We start from the raw sequence: 17,370 nt of genomic DNA on the forward strand, positions 1-17,370 counted from the left end.
ACGGCCGCCAGCTGGTCGGCTCGGTCACGGGGAAAGCCTTCGGACATCGCCAGAAGGAGTCCGTCGGCGGAGACCACCACCGTGTGCGACACCCCGGGGGTGTTGTCCACGAAATTCGTGATCAACCAGTTCAGATTCTGCGCCGCCTGGCTCATCGGGCTCAACTAACGCTCCTGCTGGTAAGTCGGGCCTACGCCGCGATCGTGATTGCCGCTCGGGCCGGTTCCGGCCCGGCGGCCCTGCTGGATCCCCCGGCGGAGGTTGGTCAGCCTCCCGCGCACGTCATCGGGCGCGCGCGAAACCTGCGGTCCGGTCGGACGGGACTGCTGCTGCTGTGCGGCGCCTTCCACGAGATTCGCGCGCGGTACGCGGCGTGGCAACCCGGAAGACGTCACACCGCCCGCCGCGGGCCCCTCCTCGCGAAGCTGCTCGGCGCGGCGCCAGCTGTCGTCGTTCGGCGAGGTGCGCCAGTTGGACGCCGGGCCGGTGCCGTTCGCCCCGGAGCCGAAGCCGCTCGTCCCCGACGCCCCGAAGGCGTTGGTTCCGAGGCCGGAGCTGTTCGTACCGGAGCTGTTCGTACCGGAGCTGTTCGTACCCGAGCCGTTCGTACCGGAGCTGTTGGCGCCCGGTCCGGCGCCGACTCCGGCGGCCTCGCCGGTGTTCCGGGAGGTCGGTTGCGGGTCGCGGGGCGGGGTGGGGGGCACGGCGGACGCCGGGCGGCCGGATCCCGGCGGCTGAGTGGTCAGCCGCTGGCCGCCGCCCAGGGTTCCGCCGTCCTGCGGGCGGAACCAGTTCGACTCGATGGTGTCGAAGATCGGCGTCCGGCCGTCGCCCGGCCCTGCGGGCGGGAGCGAGCCGGGCCCCGTGGCGCCGCCGCCACCCGGGCCCTGCGGCAGCGGGAACTCCCCGGTGCCGGAGTTCTGGTCGCGCCCGACGCCCGGGCCGCCCTGGCGGTAGGAGCCGGTGTCGGCCTCCGGCCGCGGGGCGTTGAAGTCGGGCCGGGCGAACTCGGAGGTGTCACCGGGCCCACGGCCCCCCTGCCCGGCGGGCTCGCCGAACCGGGGCTGGGGGAACTCTCCGGTGTCGCCGGGACCGCGGCCGAACTGGGGCCGGGGGAACTGGCCGGTGTCGCCGGGACCCTGGCCGAACTGGGGCCGGGGGAACTCGCCCGTGTCGCCGGGACCGCGGCCGAACTGCGGCTGCGGGAACTCTCCGGTGTCGCCGGGACCCTGGCCCAGCTCGGGCCGGGCGAACTGGCCGGTGTCACCCGGGCCGCGGCTCGCCAGCGGGTCGCGGCCGCCGTTGCCCTGGCCCGGCAGCGCGAACTCGCCCGTGTCACCGGGGCCGCGCCGTGGCTCGAACACGCTCGGCGACTGGCCCAGCTGGGGCCGGGCGAACGGACCGGTGGTGTCGTTCTCCTCGTGCCCGCGGGGCGCGTCCATGGCCTCGCGCGTGGTCGGCCAGTCGTCCTCGCCCGACCGGCGCGCACCCCAGCTGGTGCCCGGCTCCTGAGGGCCGGGGAGCTCGGGCGCCGCGCCGCGCGACGGCAGCTGCGGACGGCCGCCCTGGTCGACGCCGGAGTCCGCGCGCATCGGAGCACCGGTCGGCGGGGCCACGGTCGGGCCGTCGCCGCGCGCATCGCCGCGCGAGGGGAGCGGGGGACGCCCGGCGAAGTCTCCGGGCGGGCCCGCCGGGGCGTTCCGCTGGCCGGAGGGCCGGTTGTTGCCGCCCTCGAACAAGTTGGGGCCGGCGGGAGCGGCGCCCGAAGCGCCCGCGCCCGCTCCGACGGGGCGGGTGGGCAGTCCGCTGCCGGGCAGCGCGGCCCGCGAACCGGAGCCGGGGACCTGCCGCCGCGACGGCAGGGAGCCCAGCATTCCGGCCGAGCCGCCACCGGGGGCGCCGGGACCGCCGGGACCGCCGGGGCCGCCCGGACCACCCTGGCCCGCGTTGCCCGGCGTCGGAGCGCCCGGCTTGCGGCCGCCGTGGGCGACGTCCACCGGCAGCATGACCAGCGCCGTGGTGCCGCCCGAGTCGGACGGCCGCAGCTGGATGCGGATTCCGTGGCGCAGCGACAGCCGGCCGACCACGAACAGGCCCATGCGCCGGGAGACCGACACATCGACCGTGGGCGGGCTGGCCAGCCGCTCGTTGATCGCCGCCAGGTCCTCGGGGGAGAGCCCGATGCCGGTGTCGTGGATCTCGACCAGCACCCGGCCGTCGGGCAGCGCGTGACCGGTGACCTTGACCTTGGTCTGCGGGGAGGAGAACGAGGTGGCGTTCTCCAGCAGCTCGGCGAGCAGGTGCACCAGGTCGTTGACGACCCGGCCGGCCACCTCGTTGGTGGGCACGGAGCTGAGCTCGATGCGCTCGTACTGCTCCACCTCGGACGCCGCCGCGCGCAACACGTCGACCAGCGGGACCGGTCGGGTCCACCGGCGGCCGGGCTCCTCGCCCGCGAGGACCAGCAGGTTCTCGCCGTTACGGCGCATACGGGTCGCGAGGTGGTCCAGCTTGAAGAGCGAGGACAACTGGTCCGGGTCGGCCTCGCGGCTCTCCAGCTCGGAGATCAGCGAGAGCTGGCGCTGGATGAGGCCCTGGCTGCGACGCGAGAGGTTGGTGAACATCGCGTTGACGTTGCCCCGCAGCAGCGCCTGCTCGGCGGCCAGTCGGACCGCCTCGCGGTGCACGTCGTCGAAGGCCGTGGCCACCTTGCCGATCTCGTCCCGGCTGTGCACGCCGACGGACTCGACGGAGATGTCCACGTCCTGCGGGTCGGACTCGGACAGCTGCTTGACCAGCTCCGGCAGCCGCTTCTGGGCGACTTCCTGGGCGGTGTCCTGCAGCCGGCGCAGCGAGCGGACCATGGACCGGGCGACGACGAACGCGCCGACCAGCGTGACGCCGAGGACGAGCAGGATCAGGGCGCCGTTGAGGATCGCGTCCTGCTGGGCTTCCGCGCGTAGATCGCGTGCCTTCTGCTTCATCTCGCCCAGCAGCGTCTGTTCGATCCGGGCCATCTCATCGATCTTGATGGAGTCCTGGTCGTACCAGTCGATGGCGGAGCGCTTCTCGGCCTGGAGCCCTCGGGGGTCGCGTACCGCGCGGTCGGCGTACAGGGTCGCCGACTTGATGTCCGCGCGGCTGTCCAACGGCTCCAGCAGATCCTCGGAGTCGCCGTCGCGGATCTGGTTGAACCGCCGCAGCGCCTCCTCCTCCTTGTCGACCGCGGTCCTGGCGAAGCGGCGGTCGTTGGCGGAGAACTCGGGGCCCTTGGGGTCGGCGAGCGCGGCGCTGATGAGCGCGCGCTGGATCGAGGCGTACTCCTTGGCGGAGGAGAAGGTGGCCAGCGCACGGGTATTGTTGATCATGTCGCTGTTGCTGGTGGCCTGGGCCATGTCCTGGGACAGCAGCAGCAGTGAGTCGATCAGTTCGTTGTAGTCCTGGGCGGTCAGCGAGTAGTACTGATCGTCCTGATAGGCGGAGTCGCGGATCTGGCTGATATTGCCGAGCTGTTTGCTGATGTCCACGAGCGTGGACTGCACGCCCGCCAGCGCCTTGTCCCCGGGATCGAGGTCCTGGGTGGCCCGGTTGAACGCCGCCACCTCGCGGTCGGTCTTCTCGCGGGTCGCGACGACACGGTCGTCCTTGGCGTTGGCCTTGCCCGCCAGCGGCGCCGCCGACTTGTCGCGCTCCTCCTGGAGTGCGTTCGCCAGCTGAGTGGCCTGCTGGGTCATCTCGGTCAGCAGCTTCATGCGGTCGAGCTGCTCGATGTTGTCCAGCGAGCTGTTGATCCGCAGCGCGCCCAGGGTGGTCGCGGCGACCACGGGGAGTGCCAGCAGCGAGACCAGCCGGGTGCTGATGCGCCAGTTGCGCAGGGCGAGCCTGTTACCAGGTCCGCTGGGGCTCTTCGACTTGGGCTGGGCGGCCGGTGCGGCACCGCCGGTCTGTGTAGCGGACTCCGGACCCTGGTGGTCGGCCGGGGCCCGTCCCGTGACTTGGGCGCGCGGGGGTGAGGAGCCGCGGTCGGTCTCACCGCGCGGCCCCGGGTCCGCCGAGCCATCCCCTCGGCCCTGGAGGGCCTGGGGAGACCCCTTACCTTCCCTCTTGAAACGTCCCTGCACTAGTGTCGCAACCTCTGGACCAGGCGCTTCACCGGATATCCGGTGAAGCGGTGTCGAGTCATGGGGGACGGTCAGGCCCCCCTGGCGGTCGTGAGTGACCGACGCGCATCCTTCCGTAGTCGAGAAGAGGAGCCACCGCCGCTCGGCGTCTCCTTCTCCTGGCACCCCCTGCGCGCCGGCTGTGTCTGCGGCGGTCCCGGGAATTCCAGCACAGTGCCGGATGCTGCAACAAGGGCAAGTGAAAATGCTGTGATGGTTGTGACGCTCAGTACGGGATTTATTACCGGACGTAGAAAGTCATCTCGGTGATAACGGACTTTTTCCTGCGAGTTACCCGCAAACAGCGCGTGTCCGGGTGGCGATGATCAAGATCGGAACGTCAGCTTCGGGGCGGAATTATCCGTTTCGAGAGCTTGGGGTGAGTGCCTTTAATGCGGCATTTGCCCGAGGAGTCGTGAGGAAACTCACAAGCCGATCGCGACTTCTTTCCCGGAACGGTGGGCAAAGGGGCCTCTAGCCTGACGCTTTACACAGCCGGTCAAAACGACAACAACACGAGGCATGACTCACGTGAAGACGACGATGATGTTCCGCACCATAGCCAACCCGCGGCGCACCACTCTGGCGCATCTGAAGGACGCCGAGGAACTGCAGATCGCGGCCGAGGAGCGCCCGGAGCACCCCGTCGAACTCCCGACGCAGACCGCCAACCCCAAGCGCACCATCCTGACCAAGGTGCCCAACAGCTGAGCCGGGGGCCCGCGGGCAGCGGAGAACCGCGTCGCGGGCGAGACCGACAAAATGGGCAGCGGCGCGCGGGGCGCGGAGCGATAGCCTGGAGCGTCAGTCTCCAGCGAGTCCAGTGAAGAGGCAGCAGCTTCCCGTGCGCATTGCCAGGTTCTCCATCGACGGCAACGTCGCCTTCGGCGTGGTCGAGGACGGACCGTCCGCCCAGGACGGCCCTGTGATCGACATCATCAAAGGCCACCCCTTCGCCGAATTCGAGCGTTCGGGCCGGACGGTCCCGCTGAGCGAGGTCCGGCTGCTGCCGCCCGTCCTGCCCAACAAGATCGTGGCGATCGGCCGCAATTACGCCGAGCACGCCGCCGAACTGGGCAATGAGGTCCCCGACGTCCCGGTCGCCTTCTTCAAGCCGTCCACCTCCGTGGTCGGCCCCGGCGACCCGATCGTCTACCCCTCCTTCTCCCAGGAGGTGCACCACGAGGCCGAGCTGGCCGTGGTCATCGGCCGGATGTGCAAGGAGGTGCCCAGGGAGCGCGTCAAGGACGTGATCCTCGGCTACACCTGCGCCAACGACATCACCGCGCGCGATGTCCAGAAGCGCGAGAAGCAGTGGGCCCGGGCCAAGGGCTTCGACACCTCCTGCCCGCTCGGCCCCTGGGTGGAGACCGGCATCGACCCCGCCGACATCAGCGCGGGCCTGGGCATCGGCTGCACCGTCAACGGCCAACAGCGCCAGCTGGGCCGCACGAGTGAGATGGTGCGCCCGATCGAGGACCTGATCGTGCACATCACCGAGGCGATGACGCTGCTCCCCGGCGACGTCGTCCTCACCGGCACCCCGGCGGGCGTCGGACCGCTCAGCGTCGGCGACGAGGTCGCCGTCACCATCGAAGGCATCGGCACTCTCACCAACAAGGTGATCAAGCGTGGCTAGCGCAACCCCCTCCGCTCCCGTGCGGGTACGTTTCTGTCCCTCGCCGACCGGCAACCCTCATGTCGGCCTGGTCCGCACCGCCCTGTTCAACTGGGCCTTCGCCCGGCACCACGGCGGCACCCTGGTCTTCCGTATCGAGGACACCGACGCCGCGCGCGACTCCGAGGAGTCGTACCAGCAGCTCCTGGACGCGATGCGCTGGCTGGGCCTCGACTGGGACGAGGGCCCCGAGGTCGGCGGCCCGCACGCCCCGTACCGCCAGTCGCAGCGCATGGACCTCTACCGCGACGTCGCGGAGCGGCTGCAGGAGAGCGGTCACGCGTACCGCTGCTACTGCACCGCCGAGGAGCTGGAGGAGCGCCGCGAGGAGGCCCGCAAGGCCGGCCGGCCCTCCGGCTACGACGGCAAGTGCCGCACCCTGACCGCCGAGCAGCGCGCCGCGTACGAGGCCGAGGGCCGCTCGTCCATCGTGCGCTTCCGGATGCCCGACGAGCCGATCACCTTCACCGACCTGGTGCGCGGCGAGCTCACCTTCACGCCGGAGAACGTGACGGACTACGGGATCGTGCGGGCCAACGGCGCCCCCCTCTATACGCTCGTCAACCCGGTTGACGACGCGCTGATGGAGATCACCCATGTGCTGCGCGGCGAGGACCTGCTGTCCTCCACCCCGCGCCAGATCGCGCTCTACCGCGCCCTCGCCGAGATCGGCGTGGGAGGCGGCACCGTGCCCGCCTTCGGTCATCTGCCGTATGTGATGGGCGAGGGCAACAAGAAGCTCTCCAAGCGCGATCCGCAGGCCTCGCTCAACCTCTACCGCGAGCGCGGCTTCCTCCCCGAGGGCCTGCTCAACTACCTCTCCCTGCTGGGCTGGTCGCTGGCGCCCGACCGGGACGTGTTCTCGATGGACGAGCTGGTCGCCGCGTTCGACATCGCCCAGGTGAACGCCAACCCGGCGCGCTTCGACCTCAAGAAGGCCGAGGCGATCAACGCCGACCACATCCGGCAGTTGGATGTGAAGACGTTCATCGAGGCGTGCGGGCCCTGGCTCAAGGCGCCGCTCGCGCCCTGGGCCCCGGATGCCTTCGACCCGGCCGCCTTCGAGGCGCTGGCCCCGCTGGCCCAGACCCGGCTGACGGTCCTGTCCGACATCACCGCGAACGTGGACTTCCTCTTCCTCGCCGAGCCGGTGGAGGACGAGGCGTCCTGGACGAAGGCGATGAAGCCGGGCGCGGACGCCCTGCTCGCCTCGGTCCGTACCCGGCTCGCCGAGGCCGAGTGGGACGCCGAGACCCTGAAGGCCGCGGTCCTGGCGGCCGGTGAGGAGCACGGCCTCAAGCTGGGCAAGGCCCAGGCGCCGGTGCGCGTCGCCGTCACCGGCCGCACGGTCGGTCTGCCGCTGTTCGAGTCCCTGGAGGTGCTGGGCCGCGAGCGCACGCTGGCCCGTGTCGACGCGGCGCTGGCGAAGCTGACGGCGTAGCCGACTCCTCGCGCTCTTCATGCGTGTACGGGGGCGGTCACCGGGTCCCGGTGGCCGCCTCTGCCGTCTGTGGCACGGCGATACTCGTTTTGGTGGCCCGTCCACCATCGGGTAATGTTCTTCCTGCGCCGCTCGGGCGGGCCGACAGGCCGGACCGGGGCGCAAGCCAGACAAAACCCCCAAAAGGGTGGCGTTTTGGTGGGGTATGGTGTAATTGGCAGCACGAGTGATTCTGGTTCACTTAGTCTAGGTTCGAGTCCTGGTACCCCAGCAAGGGATTCTTCGGTTTCTCCCGGAAATCCCTTGATCAGCAGGAACAAGCCCCCGTTGTGTAGCGGCCTAGCACGCTGCCCTCTCAAGGCAGTAGCGCCGGTTCGAATCCGGTCGGGGGTACGGATCTCTTTCGTCTTTCCGAAGACGGAGATCGCTAGGGCCCCCGTTGTGTAGCGGCCTAGCACGCCGCCCTCTCAAGGCGGTAGCGCCGGTTCGAATCCGGTCGGGGGTACTGGTCTATACCATGGGCTATGGTGTAATTGGCAGCACGAGTGATTCTGGTTCATTTAGTCTAGGTTCGAGTCCTGGTAGCCCAGCGCAGTACTCAAGCCCCCGTTGTGTAGCGGCCTAGCACGCCGCCCTCTCAAGGCGGTAGCGCCGGTTCGAATCCGGTCGGGGGTACATTTCCGAAAGCCCTCCGTGTTTTTCACGGGGGGCTTTCTCGTGCCCGGAATCAGCCCTCGAAGCGGCGGCCGGACTCCTCGGTCTCGGCGAGCCGCCGCAGGGCCAGCAGTACCGGCTCGTACAGCACCGTCAGCGCGACGACCGCCTCGATTCGCTCGGTGGGGGAGCCGCCGTACTTCTCGACCAGATCCAGGTCCGCGACGGCCAGTTCGGCGGCCAGGCGGGCGTGCAGCAGCAGATGGTCGGTCTCGTGCGGATAGCCGAGCCGGGCCAGTGAGGCGATGGCCGCCACCAGCATCCCGTACGCGGGGGAGGTGTCGCCGAGCTCCTGGCCGTACGTCCAGCCCAGCCGCTCCAGCAGGGCGTCGACCTGGCGGGCGGCATCCTCGGTCTCGGGGTCGTCCTCGGCGGGCTCGGGGCCGTGCGGCAGTGCCCAGACCGCGGCCCCCATCCGGGTGTTCTGGGACAGCGACTCGTCCTCGGCGGTCTCCAGCACCTCGCGGGCCGTGGCCACCGGCACCCGGCCCACCTGGATCAGCGCCCGCACCAGCCGCAGTCTGCGCAGATGCTCCTCGCCGTACTCGGCCTGGGTGGCGCTGACGCGCTCGCCCGGCGGCAGCAGCCGCTCGCGCAGGTAGTACTTGATCGTCGCGGTGGACACCCCGCTGCGCTCGCTCAACTCCTTGAGACGCATCCACTTGCCTTCCTGGTTGGAGAGTGGCACTATCCAATCATTGGGTAGCGACACTATCCAAGACTATCGCCTGACGAGGGATGAGGGGATCACCATGGGTGCCAAGCCGATAGCCGGGCGCATGACCGCCGAAGCCGAGGGCGGGGTGACCGTGTTCATGATCGGCATGCGGATCAACCGCCTCCGGGCGCTGCGCAGCTGGTGGCCGGTGTTCCGGTCGATGCCGCGAATGCTGCGCGAGCTGTCGCGGGACAAGGAGAGCGGCATGATGGGCTACCACCTGCTGTTCGGCCCGCCCCGGGTGATCTACCTGGTCCAGTACTGGGAGTCGCACGAGAAGCTGCTGGCGTACGCCGTGGACCAGGACAAGGAGCACCGGCCGGCCTGGGCCGCGTTCAACCGGCGGCTGCGGGAGGGCCGGGGCAAGGTCGGCTTCTGGCACGAGACCTTCGTCGTCCCGGCCGGTGCGCACGAGTCCGTCTACATCAACATGCCGGAGTTCGGCCTGGCCAAGGCGCTCGGTGTCATCCCGGTCGGCCGACGCGGCGACCGGGCGGCCGACCGGCTGAACCTGAAGGGCGCATGACCGTTGGTGGTCTTCAGGCGCCGCGGCGCAGGGCGTCCGTCAGGCGTGCGGCCGCGTCGATGACCGCCTGGGCGTGCATCCGCCCCGGGTGCCGGGTCAGCCGCTCGATCGGGCCGGACACCGAGACCGCCGCGACGACGCGGTTGGAGGGGCCTCGTACGGGCGCGGAGACCGAGGCCACGCCGGGCTCCCGCTCGCCGATCGACTGGGCCCAGCCGCGCCGCCGTACGCCCGACAGCGCGGTCGCCGTGAAGCGGGCCCCCTGGAGCCCGCGGTGCAGCCGCTCCGGCTCCTCCCAGGCCATCAGGATCTGGGCCGCGGAGCCGGCCTTCATGGGCAGGGTCGAGCCCACGGGCACGGTGTCCCGCAGTCCGGACAGCCGCTCCGCCGCGGCGACGCAGATGCGCATATCGCCCTGGCGCCGGTAGAGCTGCGCGCTCTCCCCGGTCACGTCCCGCAGATGCGTGAGCACCGGGCCCGCGGTGGCGAGCAGACGGTCCTCGCCCGCCGAGGCGGCCAGCTCGGCCAGGCGCGGGCCGAGAATGAAGCGTCCCTGCATGTCACGGGCCACCATCCGGTGGTGTTCGAGTGCTACCGCGAGCCGGTGCGCCGTGGGGCGCGCGAGACCGGTCGCCCCGACCAGCCCGGCGAGGGTGGCCGGACCGGACTCCAGAGCGCTCAATACCAGAGCCGCCTTGTCGAGAACGCCGACGCCACTAGAGTTGTCCATGAAACGATATTCGCGTCTCACACTGTGAAACGCAAGTTCATTTTACGAGGCAACGCGCCACTCTGTAATGGCGGGCCCACATACCAGGGCACGCAGTACACACGAGCAGGGCCGGCGACGTTGCCGGCCGGAGGGAAAGCGATGGGACGGACACTCGCGGAGAAGGTCTGGGACGACCACGTCGTCCGGCGCGCCGAAGGCGAGCCCGACCTCCTCTTCATCGATCTGCACCTGCTGCACGAGGTGACCAGCCCGCAGGCCTTCGACGGCCTCCGCAAGGCCGGCCGCCGGGTCCGTCGCACCGACCTCACCATCGCGACCGAGGACCACAACACCCCCACCCTGGACATCGACAAGCCGATCGCCGACCCCGTCTCCCGGGCCCAGTTGGAGACGCTGCGCAAGAACTGCGCGGAGTTCGGCGTGCGGCTGCACCCGCTCGGCGACATCGAGCAGGGCGTCGTCCACGTGGTGGGCCCCCAGCTGGGGCTGACCCAGCCCGGCACCACCGTCGTCTGCGGTGACAGCCACACCTCCACCCATGGAGCCTTCGGCGCGCTCGCGTTCGGCATCGGCACCAGCCAGGTCGAGCATGTGCTGGCCACCCAGACGCTGCCGCTCGCGCCCTTCAAGACCATGGCGATCACGGTCGAGGGCGAGCTGCCCGAGGACGTCACCGCCAAGGACCTGATCCTGGCGATCATCGCGAAGATCGGCACCGGTGGCGGCCAGGGCTATGTGATCGAGTACCGGGGCTCCGCCGTCGAGAAGCTGTCGATGGAAGCCCGGATGACCGTCTGCAACATGTCCATCGAGGCCGGCGCCCGGGCGGGCATGATCGCCCCGGACGAGACCACCTTCGCGTACCTGAAGGGCCGCGCCCACGCCCCCCAGGGCGCCGACTGGGACGCCGCCGTGGAGTACTGGCGCACGCTGCGCACCGACGACGACGCGGTCTTCGACCGCGAGGTGGTCATCGACGCCGCGGAGCTCGCGCCGTTCGTCACCTGGGGCACCAACCCGGGCCAGGGCGCGCCGCTGTCGGCCGCCGTCCCCGACCCCGCCGCCTTCGAGGACGCCAGCGAGAAGTTCGCCGCCGAGAAGGCCCTGGAGTACATGGGTCTGACGGCCGGTCAGGCGCTGCGGGACATCAAGGTCGACACCGTTTTCGTCGGCTCCTGCACCAACGGCCGCATCGAGGACCTGCGCTCCGCCGCCTCGATCCTGTCGGGCCGTTCGGTGGCCGACGGGGTGCGGATGCTGGTCGTCCCCGGCTCCGTACGGGTGGCGCTGCAGGCCGTGGAGGAGGGTCTGGACAAGGTGTTCACCGCGGCCGGCGCCGAGTGGCGGCACGCGGGCTGTTCGATGTGCCTGGGCATGAACCCGGACCAGCTGGCGCCCGGTGAGCGGTCGGCGTCCACCTCCAACCGCAACTTCGAGGGCCGGCAGGGCAAGGGCGGCCGCACCCACCTGGTCTCCCCGCAGGTGGCCGCCGCCACCGCGGTCCTCGGCCATCTGGCCTCGCCCGCCGATCTGTCCGACGCCGACGCAACCGTTCCCGTGGGGGCCTGAGCAGACATGGAAGCATTCACCACGCACACCGGCCGGGCCGTTCCGCTGCGCCGCAGCAACGTGGACACCGACCAGATCATCCCCGCGCACTGGCTCAAGAAGGTCACCCGCGACGGCTTCGAGGACGGGCTGTTCGAGGCCTGGCGCAAGGACGCGGACTTCGTGCTCAACCGGCCCGAGCACAAGGGCGCGACCGTGCTGGTCGCCGGGCCCGACTTCGGCACCGGCTCCTCGCGGGAGCACGCGGTGTGGGCGCTGCAGAACTACGGCTTCAAGGCCGTGATCTCCTCGCGTTTCGCCGATATCTTCCGCGGCAACTCCCTCAAGAACGGCCTGCTGACGGTGGTGCTGCCGCAGGAGACCGTGGACCGGCTGTGGAAGCTGATCGAGACCGACCCGTCGGCCGAGGTCGCCGTGGACCTGGTCGAGCGCCAGGTTCGGGCCGAGGGCATCACGGCTGATTTTGAGCTTGACGAGAACGCCCGATGGAGGCTTCTGGAGGGGCTGGACGACATCAGTCTCACCCTCCGGCAGGAGGCCGACATCGCCGCGTACGAGGTGCTGCGGCCGACCTTCAAGCCGAGCACGGTTGAGGTCTGAGCCCCCCGGGTCTTCCCTGTACAGAGCATGTTTGACACGATGCGTCGCCAGCCCTCGGGCCGGCGGCGCATCGGCATGTTGAGGCCCCCTGAAGCGACAACTCGCCTCAGATGGCACAATCAGTGCATGGAACGCGACGGCCAACTCGAGCTCTACGGGCTTGTCGCGGACCGGCTCAAGGAAGCGCACACAAGGGTGCGCTCACTGCAAGTCCCGGAGGGCGTACGGATGGCGCTGTCCCGGAAGCTGCTGGTCATCACGGCTGCGGCGAAACACGATCTCGCGGACGCGGCAAGGCGTCTGGAGCGGTTGATGAACGACCTCGACGAGGGACGTTTCCCCCAAGATCCCGACTCCGACGGAAGTCCATGACATCCGAGTGCGTTGCGGCACAAGGGTGATTAGCCCGTTTCGTGTTTGATTTGCGGTATATATCTGCCTAACGTGCGAAAAAGCTTGAACACATTCGTTCTGGCAATGTCTCCGAAGGGGAAGACGTGAACAAGGCGCAGCTCGTAGAAGCGATTGCCGACAAGGTTGGCGGCCGTCAGCAGGCCGCCGAAGCGGTCGACGCGGTACTGGACGCGATGGTCCGTGCGGTCGTCTCCGGGGAGCGAGTTTCGGTCACCGGATTCGGCTCGTTCGAGAAGGTCGAGCGTCCGGCCCGCTACGCCCGCAACCCGCAGACCGGGGAGCGGGTCCGGGTCAAGAAGACCTCGGTGCCCCGTTTCCGTGCGGGTCAGGGGTTCAAGGACCTGGTGAGCGGGTCGAAGAAGCTCCCGCGAGGCGGCGAGGTGGCCGTGAAGAAGGCCCCCAAGGGCAGCCTCCAGGTGGCGGCGAAGAAGGCGGCGGCCAAGAAGGCCGCGGCGAAGAAGGCGGCCCCCGCCGCGAAGAAGGCGGCGGCCAAGAAGGCTCCCGCGAAGGCGGCGGCGGCGAAGAAGGCTCCCGCGAAGGCCGCGGCCAAGAAGGTGACGGCGAAGAAGGCGGCGGCGAAGAAGGCTCCGGCGAAGAAGGCCCCGGCGCGCAAGACCACCGCCAAGAAGACCACCGCCCGCAAGCGCTGACCAGATGGTCAGCGGCTTACAGCGGCGGTCTCACGCGTCGGGCCGGGCTCCCTGGACGGGCCCGGCCCGCGGTGCGTTCACCCGCGGTGCGTTCAGAAGGTCTGCAGGGTCACCAGCACGATGCGGCGCCCCTCGGGAGTCCCTTCGAGACCTTCCACCTCGATCCGCACCCGCTGCCCGGGCCGCAGCAGCCGAAGCCCCCCGGCGTCGAAGGCCGCCGCGTCGAAGGGCAACGGGGTCCCGTCGTCCAGCAGCACGCTGCCGGCGCGGGTCTCGGGGTCGTACGTGTACGCGGTCGCCTGCATGGGCCCAGCCTAGGCGGCTGTGCGCGGGCCTCAGTTCTGGGGCGACGGCACGGGCGGCTGGGGCAGGCCCGGGAACGGGTGGCGGAGCGTATGAGGGCCCACACCCAAGGCGAGCGCGGCGCGCAGGTCCTCGCCCGTGTCCACGTCGCGCCGTACCGAATCGACGCCCCGCAGCCGTATCTCCCGCGCCCCCGACGCCCGGTGCCGGGCCCGGGAGGGACCGCCGAACGCGGGGGACAGCTCCACGCCGGGCGCGGCGGCCAGCAGCGTCGTGCCCACTCCCGCCGCATCCGCCAGAAACGCCCGTGGAAAGGCCGAGGCGGCCTCGAGCACCTGCTCGAGCTCCGTCGGCCGCAGGGCCGGGAGATCGGCGTTCAGGGCCGCCACAGCGGCCGTAGGGAGCTGCTGCCGTACGGCCAGGGCGCCCTGCGCGAGTGCCGCGTTCAGACCGCCGCCCGGCGGGTCCGGGAGGATCCGGGCGCCGAGGGCCGACAGCTCCCGCGCCGCGAGGGGGTCGTCCGTGACGACCGTCACGCCCCGCACGGCCCGGCACGCCAGCGCCGCACCCACCGTGTCCTGCGCGAACGCCAGGGCGAGCCCCGGCCGCAGATCGTCCCCCGCGGCGTCGGCCAGCCTGCTCTTGGCCCGCGACAGGGGCTTCAGCGGCACCACCAGCGTCCACGCCACACGGGCTCCATCGCTTCCCACGGGCCTCATTCTCGCCTGCTGCCTGAGGCGCCGGGCAGGTGCGGGGTTACGGTGTCCTCGACAGACCGGGTACCTGGAGCGACACTTGTGCGGCTGCCCGGACGGCAGCAAAGCAGGCAGCAAAGCCAGCAGGTCAGCGGGTCCAAGAGGAGGATGTTCCGAGTGTCCGGCCGCAGAATCGGCTTCTGGTACCGCATGGCGGCGGTCCTGGTGAAACCGCCGCTCGTGGTCCTCTTCAAGCGGGACTGGCGCGGAATGGAGCACATTCCCGCCCAGGGCGGATTTATCACCGCCATCAACCACAACTCACATCTCGATCCCTTCTCGTACGCCCACTTCCAGTACAACACCGGGCGTATGCCGCGCTTCCTCATCAAGGCCGGCGTCTTCAAGGGCGGCTTCGTCGGCGCCTTCCTGCGCGGGACCTCCCAGATCCCGGTCTACCGGGAGTCCACCAACGCGGCCAACGCCTTCCGGGCCGCCGTGGACGCGGTCAACAGAGGCGAATGCGTGGCCTTCTACCCTGAGGGCACCCTCACCCGCGACCCCGCGCTGTGGCCCATGCGCGGCAAGACCGGCGCGGCGCGCGTCGCGCTGCTCACCAAGGCGCCGGTGATCCCCGTCGCGCAGTGGGGCGCCAACGAGGCGCTGCCGCCGTATACCAAGAAGCCCCGGTTCTTCCCCCGCAAGACGCTCACGGTGCACGCGGGCCCGCCCGTGGACCTGTCCGCGTACTACGGCAAGGAGGCCACCGCCGAGGTGCTGCGGGCGGCCACCGACGACATCATGGCCGCGGTCGCCGAACTCCTCTCCGAGGTGCGCGGGGAGCCCGCGCCCACCGAGCGCTACGAGTACCGGTCCGGCACGTCCCGCGCCGCCGGGGAACCTCCCGCGGCCGATGAGGAGAGCAAGTGACGCGCTGCGCCGTCTACGGCACCGGCTCCTGGGGCACCGCCTACGCGATGGTGCTCGCCGACGCGGGCTGCGAGGTGACGCTGTGGGGCCGCAGGACCGGCCCCGTAGAGGCCATCAACACCACCCGCACCAACCCCGACTATCTGCCGGGGATCGAGCTCCCGCAGTCGGTGCGGGCCACCACCGACCCGGCCGAGGCGGCCCGCGGCGCCGAGTTCGCCGTGCTCGCCGTGCCCTCCCAGACGCTGCGCGGCAACCTCGCCGAGTGGGCGCCGCTGCTGCCCGCCGATACCGTGCTCGTCTCCCTGATGAAGGGCGTGGAACTGGGCACCGCCAAGCGGATGAGCGAGGTGATCGAGGACGTCGCCAAGGCGTCCCCGGAGCGGGTCGCCGTGCTCACCGGGCCCAACCTGGCCAAGGAGATCGCCGCCCGTCAGCCCGCCGCCTCGGTCGTCGCCTGCCGTGACGAGGACGTGGCGCGCCGCCTCCAGGCCGCCTGCCACACCCCGTACTTCCGCCCGTACACCAACACCGACGTGGTCGGCTGCGAGCTCGGCGGCGCGGTCAAGAACGTCATCGCGCTCGCCGTGGGCATCGCCGACGGCATGGGGCTCGGCGACAACACCAAGGCGTCGCTGATCACCCGGGGCCTGGCCGAAACGACCCGGCTCGGGCTGGCCATGGGCGCCGACGCGCACACCTTCGCGGGCCTGGCGGGCATGGGCGACCTGGTCGCCACCTGCTCCTCGCCGCTGTCCCGCAACCACACCTTCGGCACCAACCTCGGCCGGGGGATGACCCTGGAAGAGACCATCGCGGCCACCAAGCAGACCGCGGAGGGCGTCAAGTCGTGTGAGTCCGTGCTCGATCTCGCCCGGCGGCACGACGTCGACATGCCGATCACCGAGACGGTGGTGAGCATCGTCCACGACGGCAAACCGCCCCTGGTGGCGCTGAAAGAGCTGATGTCGCGCAGCGCCAAGCCCGAGCGGCACTGACGGGCGTCGGACCGCAAGGTAACCTCAACGCGTTATGAGCAGCCAGAGCCCCGCCCCCAGCCCTGTCCCGCCCCCCTCCGGAGGGGAGCCGCGGAAGCTGCGCGTCGCCGTCGTCTTCGGCGGCCGCAGCTCCGAGCACACCATCTCGGTGGTCACCGCAGGCGCGGTGCTGCGCGCCATCGACCGCGAGAAGTACGACGTGCTGCCGATCGGGATCACAGGGGACGGGCGTTGGGCGCTGACCGCCGACGAGCCCGACCGGATGGCCATCGAGGGCCGGCAGCTGCCCAGCGTCGAGGGCCTTGCCGAGTCCGCTGAGGGCTCGGTCCTGCTCCCTGTCGACCAGGGCAACCGCGAGGTCGTCTACGCCGAGCCGGGCGCGGTGCCCAAGGCGCTCGGCGAGGTCGACGTGGTCTTCCCCATGCTGCACGGCCCCTATGGCGAGGACGGCACCCTTCAGGGGCTGCTCGAACTGTCCGGCGTGCCCTATGTGGGCGCGGGCGTGCTCGCCTCGGCCGTCGGCATGGACAAGGAGTACATGAAGCGGGTGTTCGTCTCCTTCGGGCTGCCGGTCGGCCCGTACGAGGTGATCCGCCCCCGCGAATGGGACCAGGACCCGGCCGCCGCCCGGAAGAAGATCGTCGATTTCGCCGGCGAGCACGGCTGGCCGGTCTTCGTGAAGCCCGCGCGCGCGGGCTCGTCCATCGGCATCTCCAAGGTCGACGACATCTCCGGCCTGGAGGAGGCGATCGAGGAGGCGCGGCGCCACGACCCGAAGATCGTCGTCGAGGCGCTGCTGCGCGGCCGCGAGATCGAATGCGGGGTGCTGGAGTTCGAGGACGGCCCGCGGGCCAGCGTGCCCGCCGAGATCCCGCCGGTCTCCACCCACGACTTCTACGACTTCGAGGCGAAGTACATCGACTCGGCGGACGGTGTGGTGCCCGCGCCGCTCACCGAGGAGCAGACCGAGCGGGTGCGGGAGCTGGCGGTGCGGGCGTTCGAGGCGACGTCCTGCGAGGGCCTGGTCCGCGCGGACTTCTTCCTGCTGGACAGCGGCGAATTCGTGATCAACGAGATCAACACCATGCCCGGCTTCACGCCCATCTCGATGTACCCGCGGATGTGGCAGGAGAGCGGGGTCAGCTACCCCGAACTGGTGGACCGGCTCATCCAGGCCGCCCTGCGCCGCCCGACGGGGCTGCGCTAGCCGGCCGACCCTGATGGGCCATGGCCCCGGGCGG

17 protein-coding genes and 5 tRNA genes are annotated in these 17,370 nt (G+C 70.5%); 16 read left to right on the forward strand and 6 right to left on the reverse strand.

Features of this window, described 5'->3' with window-relative positions:
• Positions 1-155 (reverse strand): roadblock/LC7 domain-containing protein (locus ACWDSL_RS09165; protein ID WP_356211799.1); only part of this gene is annotated, 155 nt, incomplete at its 3' end.
• A 9-nt stretch (positions 156-164) separates the two neighbouring features.
• Positions 165-4,121, reverse strand: coding sequence for a nitrate- and nitrite sensing domain-containing protein (locus ACWDSL_RS09170; protein WP_450483275.1), 3,957 nt, complete (start codon positions 4,119-4,121; stop codon positions 165-167).
• A 570-nt stretch (positions 4,122-4,691) separates the two neighbouring features.
• Here ACWDSL_RS09170 and ACWDSL_RS09175 point away from each other — a divergent pair.
• The 8 genes from ACWDSL_RS09175 (at position 4,692) to ACWDSL_RS09210 (ending at position 7,954) form a co-directional block, all read left to right on the forward strand.
• Positions 4,692-4,871: a hypothetical protein gene (locus ACWDSL_RS09175; protein ID WP_450483376.1), complete on the forward strand. Its 180-nt coding sequence runs from the start codon at positions 4,692-4,694 to the stop codon at positions 4,869-4,871.
• 133 nt (positions 4,872-5,004) lie between these two features.
• Positions 5,005-5,799, forward strand: coding sequence for a fumarylacetoacetate hydrolase family protein (locus ACWDSL_RS09180; RefSeq protein WP_089510948.1), 795 nt, complete (start codon positions 5,005-5,007; stop codon positions 5,797-5,799).
• Complete coding sequence (gene gltX, locus ACWDSL_RS09185) at positions 5,792-7,279, forward strand: glutamate--tRNA ligase (RefSeq protein WP_450483277.1); 1,488 nt, start codon at positions 5,792-5,794, stop codon at positions 7,277-7,279. The genes ACWDSL_RS09180 and gltX overlap by 8 nt, the downstream gene beginning before the upstream one ends.
• Positions 7,280-7,478: 199 nt before the next feature.
• Positions 7,479-7,550, forward strand: a tRNA-Gln gene (locus tag ACWDSL_RS09190).
• A 49-nt stretch (positions 7,551-7,599) separates the two neighbouring features.
• Positions 7,600-7,672, forward strand: a tRNA-Glu gene (locus tag ACWDSL_RS09195).
• Positions 7,673-7,711: 39 nt separating this feature from the next.
• Positions 7,712-7,784, forward strand: a tRNA-Glu gene (locus ACWDSL_RS09200).
• Between the two features lie 13 nt (positions 7,785-7,797).
• Positions 7,798-7,869, forward strand: a tRNA-Gln gene (locus ACWDSL_RS09205).
• Between the two features lie 12 nt (positions 7,870-7,881).
• A tRNA-Glu gene (locus tag ACWDSL_RS09210) sits at positions 7,882-7,954 on the forward strand.
• Positions 7,955-8,006: 52 nt separating this feature from the next.
• Here the strand turns inward: ACWDSL_RS09210 and ACWDSL_RS09215 are convergent.
• Positions 8,007-8,651, reverse strand: coding sequence for a MerR family transcriptional regulator (locus ACWDSL_RS09215; protein WP_450483378.1), 645 nt, complete (start codon positions 8,649-8,651; stop codon positions 8,007-8,009).
• Between the two features lie 94 nt (positions 8,652-8,745).
• Between ACWDSL_RS09215 and ACWDSL_RS09220 the strand changes: the two genes are divergently transcribed.
• Positions 8,746-9,237, forward strand: coding sequence for a DUF4188 domain-containing protein (locus ACWDSL_RS09220; RefSeq protein ID WP_450483279.1), 492 nt, complete (start codon positions 8,746-8,748; stop codon positions 9,235-9,237).
• 13 nt (positions 9,238-9,250) lie between these two features.
• Here ACWDSL_RS09220 and ndgR read toward each other — a convergent pair whose 3' ends face one another.
• Positions 9,251-9,967, reverse strand: a complete 717-nt coding sequence (gene ndgR, locus ACWDSL_RS09225; RefSeq protein WP_089510951.1) for an IclR family transcriptional regulator NdgR — start codon at positions 9,965-9,967, stop codon at positions 9,251-9,253.
• Between the two features lie 141 nt (positions 9,968-10,108).
• Here ndgR and leuC point away from each other — a divergent pair, with 141 nt between their 5' ends.
• The 4 genes from leuC to ACWDSL_RS09245 all read left to right on the forward strand — a co-directional run bounded on the left by leuC (position 10,109) and on the right by ACWDSL_RS09245 (position 13,203).
• On the forward strand, positions 10,109-11,539 hold the full coding sequence (gene leuC / locus ACWDSL_RS09230) for a 3-isopropylmalate dehydratase large subunit (RefSeq protein ID WP_450483281.1): 1,431 nt from the start codon (positions 10,109-10,111) through the stop codon (positions 11,537-11,539).
• Positions 11,540-11,545: 6 nt separating this feature from the next.
• The gene (gene leuD, locus ACWDSL_RS09235; RefSeq protein WP_450483282.1) at positions 11,546-12,139 is read left to right on the forward strand and encodes a 3-isopropylmalate dehydratase small subunit; all 594 of its coding nucleotides are present in this window, start codon (positions 11,546-11,548) and stop codon (positions 12,137-12,139) included.
• A 126-nt stretch (positions 12,140-12,265) separates the two neighbouring features.
• Entirely contained in the window at positions 12,266-12,511 is a 246-nt protein-coding gene (locus ACWDSL_RS09240) for an SCO5555 family protein (protein ID WP_014176104.1), read from the forward strand.
• Positions 12,512-12,636: 125 nt separating this feature from the next.
• Positions 12,637-13,203: an HU family DNA-binding protein gene (locus tag ACWDSL_RS09245; RefSeq protein ID WP_450483284.1), complete on the forward strand. Its 567-nt coding sequence runs from the start codon at positions 12,637-12,639 to the stop codon at positions 13,201-13,203.
• Between the two features lie 92 nt (positions 13,204-13,295).
• On the opposite strand, the gene ACWDSL_RS09250 is transcribed toward ACWDSL_RS09245, so the two are convergent.
• Both ACWDSL_RS09250 and cofC read right to left on the reverse strand, forming a co-directional pair.
• On the reverse strand, positions 13,296-13,508 hold the full coding sequence (locus ACWDSL_RS09250) for a hypothetical protein (protein ID WP_014176102.1): 213 nt from the start codon (positions 13,506-13,508) through the stop codon (positions 13,296-13,298).
• A 30-nt stretch (positions 13,509-13,538) separates the two neighbouring features.
• Positions 13,539-14,195: a 2-phospho-L-lactate guanylyltransferase gene (gene cofC / locus ACWDSL_RS09255; protein ID WP_014176101.1), complete on the reverse strand. Its 657-nt coding sequence runs from the start codon at positions 14,193-14,195 to the stop codon at positions 13,539-13,541.
• A gap of 183 nt (positions 14,196-14,378) precedes the next feature.
• Here cofC and ACWDSL_RS09260 point away from each other — a divergent pair, with 183 nt between their 5' ends.
• The 3 genes from ACWDSL_RS09260 to ACWDSL_RS09270 are packed head-to-tail and all read left to right on the forward strand — an operon-like array spanning position 14,379 to position 17,336.
• Positions 14,379-15,131 carry a lysophospholipid acyltransferase family protein gene (locus tag ACWDSL_RS09260; RefSeq protein WP_450483287.1) on the forward strand — a complete coding sequence of 251 codons (753 nt, stop codon included), beginning with the start codon at positions 14,379-14,381 and terminating at the stop codon, positions 15,129-15,131.
• Positions 15,128-16,129 (forward strand): NAD(P)H-dependent glycerol-3-phosphate dehydrogenase, encoded by a 1,002-nt coding sequence (locus tag ACWDSL_RS09265; protein WP_450483289.1) that lies wholly within the window; start codon positions 15,128-15,130, stop codon positions 16,127-16,129. Before ACWDSL_RS09260 ends, ACWDSL_RS09265 begins: the two co-directional genes overlap by 4 nt.
• Before the next feature lie 34 nt (positions 16,130-16,163).
• Positions 16,164-17,336: a D-alanine--D-alanine ligase family protein gene (locus tag ACWDSL_RS09270; RefSeq protein ID WP_450483291.1), complete on the forward strand. Its 1,173-nt coding sequence runs from the start codon at positions 16,164-16,166 to the stop codon at positions 17,334-17,336.
• Positions 17,337-17,370: the final 34 nt, after the last annotated feature.

It is taken from the genome of Streptomyces sp. NPDC000941, assembly GCF_053599555.1.

Coding starts and splice junctions, on each gene's coding strand:
- ACWDSL_RS09215 (WP_450483378.1), bottom strand. CDS start 8,651: ATGCGTCTCAAGGAGTTGAGCGAGCGCAGCGGGGTGTCCACCGCGACG.
- ACWDSL_RS09250 (WP_014176102.1), bottom strand. CDS start 13,508: ATGCAGGCGACCGCGTACACGTACGACCCCGAGACCCGCGCCGGCAGC.
- ACWDSL_RS09240 (WP_014176104.1), top strand. CDS start 12,266: ATGGAACGCGACGGCCAACTCGAGCTCTACGGGCTTGTCGCGGACCGG.
- leuC (WP_450483281.1), top strand. CDS start 10,109: ATGGGACGGACACTCGCGGAGAAGGTCTGGGACGACCACGTCGTCCGG.
- ACWDSL_RS09270 (WP_450483291.1), top strand. CDS start 16,164: ATGAGCAGCCAGAGCCCCGCCCCCAGCCCTGTCCCGCCCCCCTCCGGA.
- ACWDSL_RS09220 (WP_450483279.1), top strand. CDS start 8,746: ATGGGTGCCAAGCCGATAGCCGGGCGCATGACCGCCGAAGCCGAGGGC.
- leuD (WP_450483282.1), top strand. CDS start 11,546: ATGGAAGCATTCACCACGCACACCGGCCGGGCCGTTCCGCTGCGCCGC.
- ndgR (WP_089510951.1), bottom strand. CDS start 9,967: ATGGACAACTCTAGTGGCGTCGGCGTTCTCGACAAGGCGGCTCTGGTA.